Annotated in this window: 15 protein-coding genes and 2 pseudogenes; 7 read left to right on the forward strand and 10 right to left on the reverse strand. The window is 56.6% G+C overall.

Annotated features, from left to right (window positions below):
• Window positions 1-193 precede the first annotated feature (193 nt).
• Window positions 194-1297 carry a nucleotidyl transferase AbiEii/AbiGii toxin family protein gene (locus JZX87_RS30450; protein ID WP_206829576.1) on the reverse strand — a complete coding sequence of 368 codons (1104 nt, stop codon included), beginning with the start codon at window positions 1295-1297 and terminating at the stop codon, window positions 194-196.
• Window positions 1278-2018, reverse strand: coding sequence for a DUF6088 family protein (locus JZX87_RS30455; RefSeq protein ID WP_206829577.1), 741 nt, complete (start codon window positions 2016-2018; stop codon window positions 1278-1280). Before JZX87_RS30455 ends, JZX87_RS30450 begins: the two co-directional genes overlap by 20 nt.
• 356 nt (window positions 2019-2374) lie before the next feature.
• Here JZX87_RS30455 and JZX87_RS30460 point away from each other — a divergent pair, with 356 nt between their 5' ends.
• The 4 genes and pseudogenes from JZX87_RS30460 to JZX87_RS30475 all read left to right on the forward strand — a co-directional run bounded on the left by JZX87_RS30460 (window position 2375) and on the right by JZX87_RS30475 (window position 5019).
• Entirely contained in the window at window positions 2375-2770 is a 396-nt protein-coding gene (locus tag JZX87_RS30460; protein WP_148148814.1) for a DUF1236 domain-containing protein, read from the forward strand.
• Window positions 2771-2840: 70 nt separating this feature from the next.
• Complete coding sequence (locus tag JZX87_RS30465) at window positions 2841-2993, forward strand: hypothetical protein (RefSeq protein WP_206829578.1); 153 nt, start codon at window positions 2841-2843, stop codon at window positions 2991-2993.
• Between the two features lie 52 nt (window positions 2994-3045).
• Window positions 3046-4398 carry a sensor histidine kinase gene (locus tag JZX87_RS30470; RefSeq protein ID WP_206829579.1) on the forward strand — a complete coding sequence of 451 codons (1353 nt, stop codon included), beginning with the start codon at window positions 3046-3048 and terminating at the stop codon, window positions 4396-4398.
• Window positions 4395-5019 (forward strand): annotated as a pseudogene (locus JZX87_RS30475) (response regulator). The gene JZX87_RS30470 and the pseudogene JZX87_RS30475 overlap by 4 nt, the downstream one beginning before the upstream one ends.
• Window positions 5020-5028: 9 nt before the next feature.
• Here JZX87_RS30475 and JZX87_RS30480 read toward each other — a convergent pair.
• From JZX87_RS30480 to JZX87_RS30515, 8 genes are all read right to left on the reverse strand, one after another.
• Window positions 5029-5433 carry a hypothetical protein gene (locus tag JZX87_RS30480; RefSeq protein WP_206829580.1) on the reverse strand — a complete coding sequence of 135 codons (405 nt, stop codon included), beginning with the start codon at window positions 5431-5433 and terminating at the stop codon, window positions 5029-5031.
• A gap of 141 nt (window positions 5434-5574) precedes the next feature.
• On the reverse strand, window positions 5575-5871 hold the full coding sequence (locus JZX87_RS30485; protein ID WP_206829581.1) for a hypothetical protein: 297 nt from the start codon (window positions 5869-5871) through the stop codon (window positions 5575-5577).
• 209 nt (window positions 5872-6080) lie between these two features.
• Entirely contained in the window at window positions 6081-6680 is a 600-nt protein-coding gene (locus JZX87_RS30490) for a general stress protein (protein ID WP_206829582.1), read from the reverse strand.
• Between the two features lie 16 nt (window positions 6681-6696).
• On the reverse strand, window positions 6697-7014 hold the full coding sequence (locus JZX87_RS30495) for a periplasmic substrate-binding domain-containing protein (protein WP_148147075.1): 318 nt from the start codon (window positions 7012-7014) through the stop codon (window positions 6697-6699).
• A 184-nt stretch (window positions 7015-7198) separates the two neighbouring features.
• Window positions 7199-7642, reverse strand: coding sequence for a hypothetical protein (locus JZX87_RS30500; protein WP_206829583.1), 444 nt, complete (start codon window positions 7640-7642; stop codon window positions 7199-7201).
• A 13-nt stretch (window positions 7643-7655) separates the two neighbouring features.
• Complete coding sequence (locus JZX87_RS31695; protein WP_286195222.1) at window positions 7656-8048, reverse strand: hypothetical protein; 393 nt, start codon at window positions 8046-8048, stop codon at window positions 7656-7658.
• Window positions 8049-8102: 54 nt separating this feature from the next.
• Window positions 8103-8549 carry a hypothetical protein gene (locus JZX87_RS30510; protein ID WP_206829585.1) on the reverse strand — a complete coding sequence of 149 codons (447 nt, stop codon included), beginning with the start codon at window positions 8547-8549 and terminating at the stop codon, window positions 8103-8105.
• Window positions 8550-9304: 755 nt separating this feature from the next.
• Entirely contained in the window at window positions 9305-9556 is a 252-nt protein-coding gene (locus JZX87_RS30515; protein WP_148147079.1) for a YMGG-like glycine zipper-containing protein, read from the reverse strand.
• A gap of 420 nt (window positions 9557-9976) precedes the next feature.
• Here JZX87_RS30515 and JZX87_RS30520 point away from each other — a divergent pair, with 420 nt between their 5' ends.
• From JZX87_RS30520 to JZX87_RS30530, 3 genes and pseudogenes are all read left to right on the forward strand, one after another.
• Window positions 9977-10195: a DUF982 domain-containing protein gene (locus JZX87_RS30520; RefSeq protein WP_206829586.1), complete on the forward strand. Its 219-nt coding sequence runs from the start codon at window positions 9977-9979 to the stop codon at window positions 10193-10195.
• Between the two features lie 123 nt (window positions 10196-10318).
• Entirely contained in the window at window positions 10319-10966 is a 648-nt protein-coding gene (locus JZX87_RS31975) for a BA14K family protein (protein WP_148147081.1), read from the forward strand.
• Window positions 10967-11397: 431 nt separating this feature from the next.
• Window positions 11398-11496, forward strand: a pseudogene (locus JZX87_RS30530) (IS6 family transposase); the annotation flags it as partial.

The following is an 11496-nucleotide window of genomic DNA, read 5'->3' on the forward strand; positions in this document are numbered from 1 at the left end:
TTGTAGCTGATGGCTGAATTCTTCATCCCACCATCTCTACGCCCCACTCACTGACAGCAGGTTTATGTGACAACACCGCTGTCCTTGCCCTTTTTTCGCTGTTGAGCGACGAAAAGGTGATCTTAGCCGCACCGGCCGTCTGAACGGTAGACCGAGGCGAGCAGGGTCTCTGCAATTTCCAAGATCGACGTAGTCAACCGGCGATCGGATCCTTGTTGAGGAAACGCTCCAGATCCTCGATGCTTTTCATGACAGCCTCGAAATCAGGCGGTGTCGCAAAGATCATCGCCGACATTCTGTCGTAGTCGGTCGCCAGTTTCTTGCGCATATCGGCGGTCGGCAACAGCCGGAAACTGCCGGGTACTGCCCGATCATAGCGATGGTCCGGTGCACGGAACATCAGTTCCTTGTGCTGCCGGCACGCTTCGGCAAGATCGAGCATGGATGCCGTCGCCTTTCCGTAGTCTGGATGCGTCCAGATCTGATGAACATCGTAATAGTGGCGCGAGTATCGATTGAGGTCGGGGACCTTTCTTTCCGCATTCTGGTCCGCGTTTCGTTTCTCGGTCATTTCCGTCATGGCATGAAGGATGAGGACCTTTTCCCAGAACGTCCGCTCGGGCTTGACGGTCATCACATTGGAGATCGTGAGATCCGAACTGGCCGGCATTTCGGATGCTATGTAGGGGACGATTTCTCGCCTTTCGGCTGGCACCGGATCCGGGCGTGCGCCGCCTTCGATGCGCAACGCCGCCTCGACGTAGCCGCCGCTGGTATCAAAGACGCTTCTGTATCCTAGCACCAAAATGTCGAGCGCTTCCTTCTTCCGGTAGGGATCGTACCCGAAGCCGAGCGAAAAATGTCCCGTTTGTCCGATCTCTTCTTCGACCACGGCGATTTCCTCCTCAAGCAAACGCTTGAGTGGCCCGGAGATATAATGCCGTGCTGCCTCGTCCACCTGCTCGGCCAGAGCCTTCTGTTGTTGATTGACAGAGGGGAGAGCGGCGATATCGGTCTCAAGCGGAACTTTCAGGTCCCCCTTGTAAATGCCAATGTCGATGTCCTCGGAAAAACGCTGGATCAGGCTGTAGGCCTTGCTGAGGCTGGTCCCGCCCTTAAAATAGAGGCCAATGGCATCGTCCCTCCGTCGGTTGAACAGGAAGTCGAGCACCCAGCAGACGTAGAGATCCTTCTCGATATTCTCGGCCCGCGTTTCCAGATCGGACGCCGCGGCGGAGAATAGTGCTCTCCGCTCGTCAGCGCTTGAGCGAAGGATTTCAATGAAGCTCTGGCGCATGTTCAGCCTTCCCATCCGGACCTGTTGGAGTGTCTTCATCCACCGGAGCCCGCGGGTCGCGTATTATCGTTTCTATCGCCTGGTACATCCAGGCAGGGATGGCGTTGATGTTTTCGCGCAGATCCTCGACAATCGGTTGCCTGTGGGGGCTTCGTGCCAGGTAACGGACGATACCATCGACAACCGTCTCCAGATTGGTTCGCTCATCGCGAAACCAGTGGAGGGCCTGGATCACCCGCATCGCCGGCCTGCCTGCCCAGAAAGCGGTCTTTGCCGAAATGCGCTTGAAGTCCAGGATATAGATGACTGGTCTCACGGCATGCGTATCACCGGCATTGGCCTCGATCTCGATGGTTCGAGGATACGTATCCGCATAGATCGTGGACCGGGCCGGAACAGCCGTCGTCAGGCCAAGATCGTTGGCAGCTGTCATGCCGTCTACGCACACACGCAGCTTGTCGCGCCGTGCAATCGCATCGATAAACGAGGCGCGCGGCGGAAACACCATCTTGCCTGTCAACTGGCTGATGCCGGGCTTGTCATAGAGACCACGATGAGGTCGGCGGATGTCGCCGCGGTTGGTCAGCCTCTGCAGCGCCTTTTCGACGGCGTTCGGTGTTGCGATGTCCAGAAAATCGGCACGCGACCAAACGCCCGAAGGTGCTTTGCCGGCGATCCTTTGGTGAATGCGTTTGAGAGTGTCCGATGTGGGATCCGGCATAGCTTTCCTATCTTGTGACCGAAGATTATATACAAATTTTGGTCACTTGCAATCGACACACTCACACTGACCATATTTTATATCTAAATATTGGTCAGTATTTGATGTCCATGGCTGGTTCGAAATCAAAACTGAAATCAACGAATCGAGTGCAACATAACGGATGTGTTGTTCGCGATCGTTGCGCATGGCAAGAATGAGGCCCCCACAGCCCGGGATAACGCCCTGCCGGGCCTCGCAGGCCCAAAGGCGTAATGATCGGCAAGGGATTGGGCACAAAGTCCCACCCTGGAACTTGTTGGACAGCTTCTCCATTTGTTGGGCGAGGAACACCTCGGTCAAAAAGGAGAAAGCAGATGAATAAGAAGCGAGCCGTAGTTTTTGCCACAGCAATGTTCGTGGCAGGTGGTGCATTGGCGCAGCAGTCCACGGTGAACGGCGCTGCCGGCGGCGCGGTGACGGGAGCAATTGTCGGCGGTCCGGTTGGTGCAGCTGTTGGCGGGGTTGTCGGCGCAATCGCGGGAACCGCTATTGACCCACCGCCGGAACGTGTTGTGACTTACGTTCGTGAGGCTCCCATGCCCACTGATTCCGTCGTTGTACAGGAAAAGGTGGTCGTTGGTGAACCGCTTCCGTCGACCGTCGTCGTCCAGCAGGTTCCGGAAAATCCGAAGTATTCCTACGCCATCGTGAACAAGCAGCGAGTCATCGTCGAGCCTTCAAGCCGCAAGGTGATCCAGGTGATCAATTAACCGGTGGGTTTGGCAAAGATGGTGTGGTGGATAGTCTCTGCCACACCAATCTTCTTATGGGAGATGGAAGATGAAGTCGCTTGTTGCAGGCATCCTCGTCATTATGGGCGGAATGGTGGTCGTGCTCATAGGCCTTAACGATCCCGTTCAGCGGCCACGCGTCGGCTTCATCTCCGAGGCCCCCGTGAGCGGTTCAAACGTTTCTTCCGGATTAATCCGCTGACAGTCTTATGTAGGTCTCCCTATACGCGGATCTTGGAACTTGGAACGGGCCGGTGAAGTCAGCTCTAGATTTCGTGAACTCCCTTAATCTCGCCAAGCAGTTTTTTCTGGCAGGAGGTGTAGTCACCGCAATTGCCACGATCATTATCGGGCTTCATGTCACAGAGCAGATCGCACAGACGGTTACGCGGAATGCTGCCGCTACCACTGCCCTATATGTCGACAGTATTATCGCGCCAGTTCTACCGGATCTGACCCGCGAGACGAAGCTGGATGAGTCCATAGAGCGGACGCTCGACGAAACCCTGGGCCAGGGTGCTCTCGGAAAGCGGCTGGTCTCGTTTCGCCTGTGGCGCAAGGACGGCATGATATTATATTCGAACGACAAGAATCTTATGGGCCGTGTCGTACCTCGTGGCGAAAATCGAAATCGAGCCTTTAATGGCGAACTTGTGGCGAAATTCGACGAGGTGGATGATCCTGAAAGCGATAGAGAACGAGCGGTTGGTGAGCCTCTGCTTGAGATATACAATCCGATCCTTCAGCCCTGGTCGGGCCAGGTTGTTGCCGTAACAGAGTTTTACGAAAGGGCGGGAGAGCTCGAGCGCAGCCTGACACGGGCGCGTTTTAGAAGCTGGGCCGTGACCATCACTGTAACGTCCGGTTTTTTCTTGATCCTCTCGGCAATCGTCCTGCGTGGAAGCCGGACAATAGAACGTCAGCTGCAGGAAAACCTCGATCTTACCCTCCGCGTCAAGAAAGGCTCTCAGCGAGCGGTCGCGCTCAACGAGAGATTTCTCAGAAGGGTGGGTGCGGACCTGCACGACGGGCCCGCACAGCTGATGGCCTACGCTGCTCTGCGCATGGATAGCGAACAGATCCTCAGCGACGACAGCAATAGAGCCACCCGCGAGGAAGAGGTTGCGACAATCAAGGAAAGCCTGGACGAAGCTATACGTGATATCCGCATCATCTGCCGTGGCTTGATCTTACCCCAAATCGAGACCTTGTCAGTCAGCGAAGCGGCCCGCCGAGCAGTCGAGCATTACCAATTACGTACAGGCGCATCGGTAGATAGTGCGATTGAGCCCTTGAATGACGAGATACCAGTGGCGGTTAAAATCTGCGCCTATAGGTTCATCCAGGAAGGACTCAATAACGGCTGGCGGCATGCCGATGCCAAAGGGCAGCGGGTCGAAGTGAAACTTCTCGGCAGCGAGATTACAGTCATCGTGCAAGATACTGGCCAAGGCTTCAAAGAAGAAAACGTGTCTTTGCTCGGTCTAGGCCTCGCAGGGCTGCGTGAACGCATCGAAAGCCTTGGCGGCAAATTCGAAATAAATTCGTCTTTTGCCGGCACTACTCTAACTATGTTCCTCAATATCCGCGATCCGATAGTGTCATGACCGAGAAAATCCGCCTTGTGCTTGTCGACGATCATCCGATGTTTCGCGCGGGGGTCTACAAAAGTTTGGGAGATCTAGGCTTCGAAATCGTCGGAGAGGGGGGGCTCGGCGAGCGATGCCGTGTCTTTAGCCACGACGCACTGTCCTGAGGCTGTTTTGCTCGATATATCGATGCCGGGAAATGGGCTTTCCGCGATCCAAACCATCCTCGCCAACGCTCCTGCTACGAAAGTGATAATATTGACTGCGTCAGAAGACGGGGACGACGTGCGTGCCGCGATGCAGTCGGGAGCTTGTGGATATGTTCTTAAAGGTATTGGGTCTCGCGATCTGGCAAGCGTGGTTCGGACGGTTGTACTTGGCGGAAGTTATGTTCCCCCCAACCTGAGCGCAAGACTGATTTCAGAACGCAAACCGCATCCAGCCGCGATGCAAGAACATGATGGGCTTAGTGCGCGCGAGCGTGAGGTCATGGATCTGATCGCGGTGGGGATGAGTAACAAGTTGGTTGCGAGAAAGCTCGGCCTTCACGAGAAAACGGTCAAGCACCACGCAACCCGCATCTTCGCGAAGCTTAGCGTCTCAAATCGAACCGAGGCCGCCCTACGCTGGCGCAGGTAGATCCCTTTTTCATTTGAGCAGAGATTGAATCCGAGCCCGGTCGTCAGATGTCGCAGGGCGGTCCACGATTGTGCGCCCCCGCCGATCAGTCATCGAGAAGCGCCGATTGGTGAGGCGTTCCAGGATCCCGTTTGCATAGCGAATTTCGACGGTGCCGCCTTTGACGGAAACTGAGTAGCCGCCCGTGGCTTCGGTGACACCCGCAGAATTATTAAATCTGCCCTTGCTATTATTATCTCCTGCGGAATTTCTTCTTCCGAAGCCCTGGCCGCCGTTTCCACCGCCGTTTCCACCGCCACCCTTCGCAAATGCCGGGCTAACGGTCGCAATAGTCTCCAGCGCGATGAGGCTGGCTGGTCGCGCAGCGGTATGCAAAAACGCCATTCCCGCTATGAGCGATCTGCGTGAAATCATCGGACATTCCATCTCAGACTACTTCCCGCTCGCTTGTTGATGATCTTGGGCGTGGTTCTTTTCCAGTTTTTACAACGAAAGTTTTTCGCCCGCTCCAACAATGTCGTTGCTCCCCGCTTCGACAGAGTAGTGCCTTGAGGATCAGTGTATGGTCGCGTTCGCGATCTCATGTTCCGATGGGATCGCTTGAATGGTGAACTCGCAGGCAAGTTCCACGGCTTTGACCATTGAGCAGCCCTCGGCGTCTTGAGGCGCATGCTCGAAGAATTCTAAGATTTCGGTGAGCTTCTGGGCTGCGGTAGCCCAGCGTCTTTGTGCTTGAGGATCGAGCATGCAGAAGCTGCGATTAACCTCACTTTTCAGCCCCGCAAAAAGCAACTGTCTTTGCTGATAGGTGAGACAGGTAAGGGCAGTTCGCTTTGCATTTCCCAGCTGCACTTCCGTTTCTCCCCTGTAGACCATCCGCATCCTAGCAAAGGTATCGGTGTTCGATAACCGACCAAGGTCTGAGCTAAAGTAGCTGATGTGCCCGTACCGCCTACGTAGCTATTTGGTCTTCGAATATGTCGCACTACCGACGTAATACGAGATCAGATCAGCTGTCGGGCGGCGAAAGGGGCGCCTCTTCAGGCGCCCCGCTGCTGAATTCAGATACCGCCTCGGCGATATCGAAGCCTTTCCTGTTCGACCTGCTGGGCGTCATAAGGATCGAGCGTTTCGTCGAACCTTGTCCAGCCTTGCCGTTCATACGAAACGCGACGTTCTGCAGGATCGACCCAGTTGGAGCGCTTGAGGATAGCTTCAGCTTCCGGCGCTAGAGCGTCCTCCACCTTGGCAGTCACGAGTGTGCCACCGCGCCGGACGCCTTCTGCATAGAAATGCGCATCGCGTTCCGGGACGCCGGAGCTCGTCAGCCCACCGATAATACCGCCGGCGGCCCCACCAGCAACTGCGCCGGCTGCAGCACCGGCCGCCGTTGCGACAAGCCACCCTGCTGCCACGACCGGGCCAACGCCTGGGATTGCCATCAGGCCGAGACCGGTGAGCAGGCCACCCGCGCCACCGACGACCGCGCCTATCCCTGCGCCGGTTCCTGCTCCTTCTGCGGCGTTTGAGTCGCCATGCCGCTGATCCGCGTTGTTTGAAACAATGCTTATGTCGTCGGACCGCACGCCTGCGGTTTCTAGCTCGCCAACCGCGGCGCTGGCATCGGCATAATCGTCAAAAAGTCCAGTGACAGTTCTCATCGGTAATCTCCCTTCGTTACTTGGCGACGACATTGCCCTGATAGTCGAGCGCGATCGAAACGCTCTTGCCGTCTTTCATTCCAGCAGCATTCCAGATGCCCTTGTCATCCTTTTTAAGATCCTTGACGCCGGTGTAGCCGGCCTCTTCGATCCGTTCCTTGGCTTGGTCTTCTGTAAAACTGTTGGCGCCTTCTACAGGAGCTGTCGGGTTCTTGGTGTCGGGCGTAGCGACAGCAGGTGTGTTCCCCTCGCTATTGGCTGCAGGCGCGGTCTGCGAGAATGCTGACAAAGCTGAAACGGAGACAAAGGCGGCGGTCAGAATAAGTCTATGCATGGTTTCCTCCTAGCTCGGATCTTCGTCGCGAGATCCGCTGGGTTATAATCCCTTGATGTTTACGATCGTTCCAGCATCGGACTTAAGGCCGACGCGGTAGGAAAGCCGCGGCCACGAAGCCGCTAAGTGCGTCTGGTGCTTGGCGGGTGACCGGTCTGCGCCCATACGACCGACTAGTGGCGTCTCACGGTTGCGGTAGCACAACGATGCTGTCGGTGGTGCTCTTCACCGGCTTTTCGCCTGGCACATGGGACATGCTGCGTGTCCTGCTCTGAAGTTCATCACCCTTCACGCGAGTCTTTGTCTGCGACTTGCTAAAGGTGCCCTTATCCATCGCCTGTGCTCTGGATTGCGCGCTCAACTGTTTCGGGTTTTCGTTCACCTTCGTCTGGCTTTTCGACTTGCCGTCCGCGGCGGCAGCACTAGAGGCTGAACCGATCGAGGCTGTCGTACCTCCGTCTTTCTGGCAGGCACCTGCTGTGCCAACTGTACTGGCGGAGGTTCCCCCTGCGGCGGCGCTGCCAGCAGAACCCACAGTGCCCGTGGCAATACAATCTTGTGCGAGTACCGGCGTGGAGAAGACCGAGGCGAGAAGGGCAATACCTGCCATCGTGATCATTTTAAGCATAATGATTTCTCCTCTATTTCGTAGGTTTCGTGACGTCGCAGGTCCCGTCGGAGCGGGGAGTGATGATGGTCCCGTCAGGACGGGTGACGCTCGCTGTCGAAAAAGACTGCGTACCAGCCGTGCCGGTCGTAATCGACGAACCCGCGCTTGAGGATGTCGAGCCATTGCGTGACTGTACTGTTGTCGTCGTGCCGCCGATCGTCGTCGAAGACGACACACCACCGCCACCAGCGGTAACTGACGTCGATGACCCATTTCCCGCCGAGCTGCCGCTTTCAATGACGCTACACGTAGTACCGTCGTTGAGCTTGATGGTTTCGTTGGCCAAAGCCGCACCGGCGATGATTATCGCGAAAATCAGCGGCAGGGCGAAGGCGCTCTTATGTGAGAATGATGCCGAGGTCATACCCGGTCCTCCTAAAGAGAGGAAGGAAGCGCTATCGCTTCCGCCCATAGATGATTAGCAGGAACTGCCGTCCTTTTTAGCTTGGCCAGGAGGGCATCCTTTTTTGCTTTTGCCATGATCGTCGCCGGCTGCCCCGGCCGAACTCCCGCCTGTACCGACCGAGCTTGAGGACTGGCCGCCGCCAGCCGAGGTGCCACCGGTTCCGAGCGTGGACGCCGAACCAGAACCACTACCTGATCCCGCAGCCGAACCACCGGTTCCGACAGAACTGCTCGACTGCCCGTCACCGGCAGACGTGCCACCGGTACCAAGCGTCGAGGCGGAGCCCGAACCGCTGCCGGAGCCTGCGGCCGAACCGCCGGTGCCAACGGAGCTGCTGGATGTTCCGCCACCCGCTGCAGTGCCCCCGGTACCGACCGTGCTGCTGGTCTGGGCATAAGCCGACAGGGCTGTGCCTGTGAGAAGTGCTGCGGCCAACGCCGCACGTACTGCGATATTCATGCTCATCTCCTTGGTTTTCCTCCAGCTTCTGACGCACATCGCGTGCTCGAAGCTACATGGGAAACATTAGATAGAGACTGTTGTTCCTACTGCGGGCCGTCAGTCGGACTGAAGGTGAGACCTTGGGCCCAGCTGTACTACTAATGTCCGAACGAGATCGTGCTCCTGAAAATGGTGTAATTGGGAGTTCGACGGAGCCGTACTCTCAAGCATCGAATCAATGAATTTTGCCAATGTTAGATTCCGGCACCACGAGTCCTCCGGACGCCCAGGAAGTTCTGCAACGCGACGAATACCATCCGGAAGCTTTTTATCGGGTGGTGGGCCAGCTAGGGTATTTTAGAGGCTTTAGGAGACGAGGATTCGCTATCCTTTGAAAATCGCCGGACTAGAATTGCCCTGACCCTAGAGATTTTGGTATTTGATCGAGCGAGAGCGATCGGCTCGATGCTAGCGCAAAAGCGAGATTTGAGCCCGGAATACGGGAGACGAGTGACGGACTATATTCGGCGCTATAGCCACTTGTTCCCCCCGGAAAATATGACGGATGGGAGAAGTCACCGCGAGGTCGTCAACGAACCCGATCTCAGTTTGCACTCGCATCGCAAGTTTGCAGAGGTTCGTGGGATTTTTATATAGGTCCTCTGCAATCAGTGATCCACACCCTTGGTGATTGCTCGACGGCGAGGTTTGTATCTTGTCGGGGATACAGGCATGTGAAACATCAGCCTCACATGCCCTAGATTGCGTACTAATTAGCAGCGGTCGACATATCGGCGTCCGTATTGGTCGCGGTAGTAGCAGCGGCCAGGCTGCTCTGCGACCCTGCCGATCAAAGCGCCCGAGACACCGCCAATTGCGGCGCCGACGGCTGCGCCGCGGACGTTGCCGGTGGCGACGCCGCCGATGACAGCACCGGTTGCCGCTCCAACCCCCGCCCCTTGTTCGGTTGCCGTGCAGGCGGCGAGAGATGCCGCCATAAGGCTGATGATTACGATGCGTTTCATGGATATCCTCCCTGTTGATTCCACCACGCCTGTCCCAATCCTCGATTGGGAGGCAGTGCCGATGCCCTTGGCAATATGTTGCGGCAACGCTCAAAGTCCATTCCCGTTGGACCTTTGGCCCGAAAGCTCAACCTAACGGGCGGCACGGGGTGGCAAATGTCCCGCGGATGAATCGAAGCAATTCCAACGCGGCCTTTTCGGCAAAATGAGAGAAAAGCTAGACTTCAACAAAGCGACCAAGCTCGTCGAAACCTATCCTTCGCTTTCCAACCGGAACCTCGTAGATCGCTCCTGGGGCATGGCAGCGTGACGGTGGGACTGAAGTCCTAGTCTGGAACGAGCCGTGAGCGTTTCACGTTCGAGGGAAAGGAGAGGGGACCAGGAGCGACGTTATGCAGAACGACCTTTGGGAAGCCACTTATGAGATTAGCCTTCGATTGCGGCGACCACTTTAAACGTGTCGGCAATAGCCGTGAAGCCTTGGAAGTCTTGATGACCTGCTGGCCCCAACCCGCCGGGAAGAATTTCAAGGTCGCAAAAAAAGCTTGCCTCGGGGCGCTTAGGGGCAAAGTCAGCGCTGTGGTCGCGGCCCAGGCTTTTCTGAATGCGGCAAAAGAAGTTGGGTTGCTAAGACCGTGAGCGACCATGCCGGAAACATGATGAAACACTGATGCAGGGCCAGCCGATATCGGACTTTTGGCCTAGGAACAAACCAGTCTCTATCGACATTTTTGGATAGCGAATTCAGAAGGTTGATATCCTATGCGCGAACTACTAACAGGTCTCGTTCTAGCTTCTTGTCTCCTGCCGATTGCAGCGGCTGGGGTGCGGGTGTCATCCTACCTGGCGGCACCTATTGCGCCGCATCGATTTGCGAATATTTATGGCGAGCCACTGTGGTCGCCCGAGGTACGGAGGGTTGATTCCAGCTTGCAGGCTTACGAGAGGCTTCCCGCTGTGTTGCCCGAGAATACGCTCGTGGCCGAAGCGAAGTCCGAGCAGCGCGCGACTGTGCCGCTAAGCCCCACGAACAAACCCGATGTGACCGGGGCCCAGGTTGCTTTCCTGTCCGAAACGCTATCCGCCAAGGCGCAGGAGTGGTGTGGTGCTCGGTACCGCTCATATAATGCAGCCGATAACACGTATCAGCCATATGGGGGTGGGCCGCGGCGCGCCTGTGCCGCTCCGATCGAGGCGGCCTCCGTCCCCGTTCGACAGGTCGGCGACCGAGGTGCGAGCGAGCCAGACGTCAATGAGCGGTGGTGCATGGAGCGATACACCTCATATCGGATAGAGGACAACACGTACCAGCCTTTTTCGGGCGGCAGGAAGGTGTGCTCCGGGCCGATATCGGAGTCGGCAAACAACTCGATCAGGAGTGCTGCGGACATTACTATTGCCCAGTTCTAAAGTCTCTCGGCTCGCTGGAACCGGGGATACACGACCTGGGGGCATCACGACGCGAGATAGTCCTCAACCGGGAATTCGTCAAATGCACACCAAACCGCTCTTGCCATACCCGTACGGGAGGCCGGTGGCGATCAGGCAGGCGTTGGATTCCGTTCCAAGTATTTGCGTGAGATGGCCGCAGCGAAAGGTTAAACAGGAAGTTCAACTTTGATGGCTGGTTCTTCCTGCATGATGCAAATCACATGACGGCCGCCCGTGCTTCGCGGACGAAGCCTGGTAAATAACTCGCAACCCTGACGCGTTCTACGCGCGGATGTCCTGAGCCGGCAGGACTCTCGACAGCTCCTCGAACCGAAGCGAACTACGATCATGTGTCTGAGGGGTAGCGTCGGCTTAACGACTTTGTTGTGACCGTGCTGGATTCAGTGACCATGACCGAGATCTCGCCTGCTCACTTTAGACGCCACCGTTTCCCCGCCGAGATCATTGCCCATGCGGTCTGGCTCTATTACCGGTTTCCGCTCAGCTTT

This window comes from Agrobacterium sp. Ap1 (genome assembly GCF_017313375.1).
Lineage (GTDB): Bacteria > Pseudomonadota > Alphaproteobacteria > Rhizobiales > Rhizobiaceae > Neorhizobium > Neorhizobium cellulosilyticum.

Excerpts from the sequence above, each read along its gene's own strand:
- JZX87_RS30490 (WP_206829582.1), bottom strand. The coding sequence starts at position 6,680 with ATGAGAACTGTCACTGGACTTTTTGACGATTATGCCGATGCCAGCGCC.
- JZX87_RS30480 (WP_206829580.1), bottom strand. The coding sequence starts at position 5,433 with ATGATTTCACGCAGATCGCTCATAGCGGGAATGGCGTTTTTGCATACC.
- JZX87_RS31975 (WP_148147081.1), top strand. The coding sequence starts at position 10,319 with ATGCGCGAACTACTAACAGGTCTCGTTCTAGCTTCTTGTCTCCTGCCG.
- JZX87_RS30510 (WP_206829585.1), bottom strand. The coding sequence starts at position 8,549 with ATGAATATCGCAGTACGTGCGGCGTTGGCCGCAGCACTTCTCACAGGC.
- JZX87_RS30455 (WP_206829577.1), bottom strand. The coding sequence starts at position 2,018 with ATGCCGGATCCCACATCGGACACTCTCAAACGCATTCACCAAAGGATC.
- JZX87_RS30515 (WP_148147079.1), bottom strand. The coding sequence starts at position 9,556 with ATGAAACGCATCGTAATCATCAGCCTTATGGCGGCATCTCTCGCCGCC.
- JZX87_RS30500 (WP_206829583.1), bottom strand. The coding sequence starts at position 7,642 with ATGCTTAAAATGATCACGATGGCAGGTATTGCCCTTCTCGCCTCGGTC.
- JZX87_RS31695 (WP_286195222.1), bottom strand. The coding sequence starts at position 8,048 with ATGACCTCGGCATCATTCTCACATAAGAGCGCCTTCGCCCTGCCGCTG.
- JZX87_RS30460 (WP_148148814.1), top strand. The coding sequence starts at position 2,375 with ATGAATAAGAAGCGAGCCGTAGTTTTTGCCACAGCAATGTTCGTGGCA.
- JZX87_RS30495 (WP_148147075.1), bottom strand. The coding sequence starts at position 7,014 with ATGCATAGACTTATTCTGACCGCCGCCTTTGTCTCCGTTTCAGCTTTG.
- JZX87_RS30465 (WP_206829578.1), top strand. The coding sequence starts at position 2,841 with ATGAAGTCGCTTGTTGCAGGCATCCTCGTCATTATGGGCGGAATGGTG.
- JZX87_RS30450 (WP_206829576.1), bottom strand. The coding sequence starts at position 1,297 with ATGCGCCAGAGCTTCATTGAAATCCTTCGCTCAAGCGCTGACGAGCGG.
- JZX87_RS30520 (WP_206829586.1), top strand. The coding sequence starts at position 9,977 with ATGAGATTAGCCTTCGATTGCGGCGACCACTTTAAACGTGTCGGCAAT.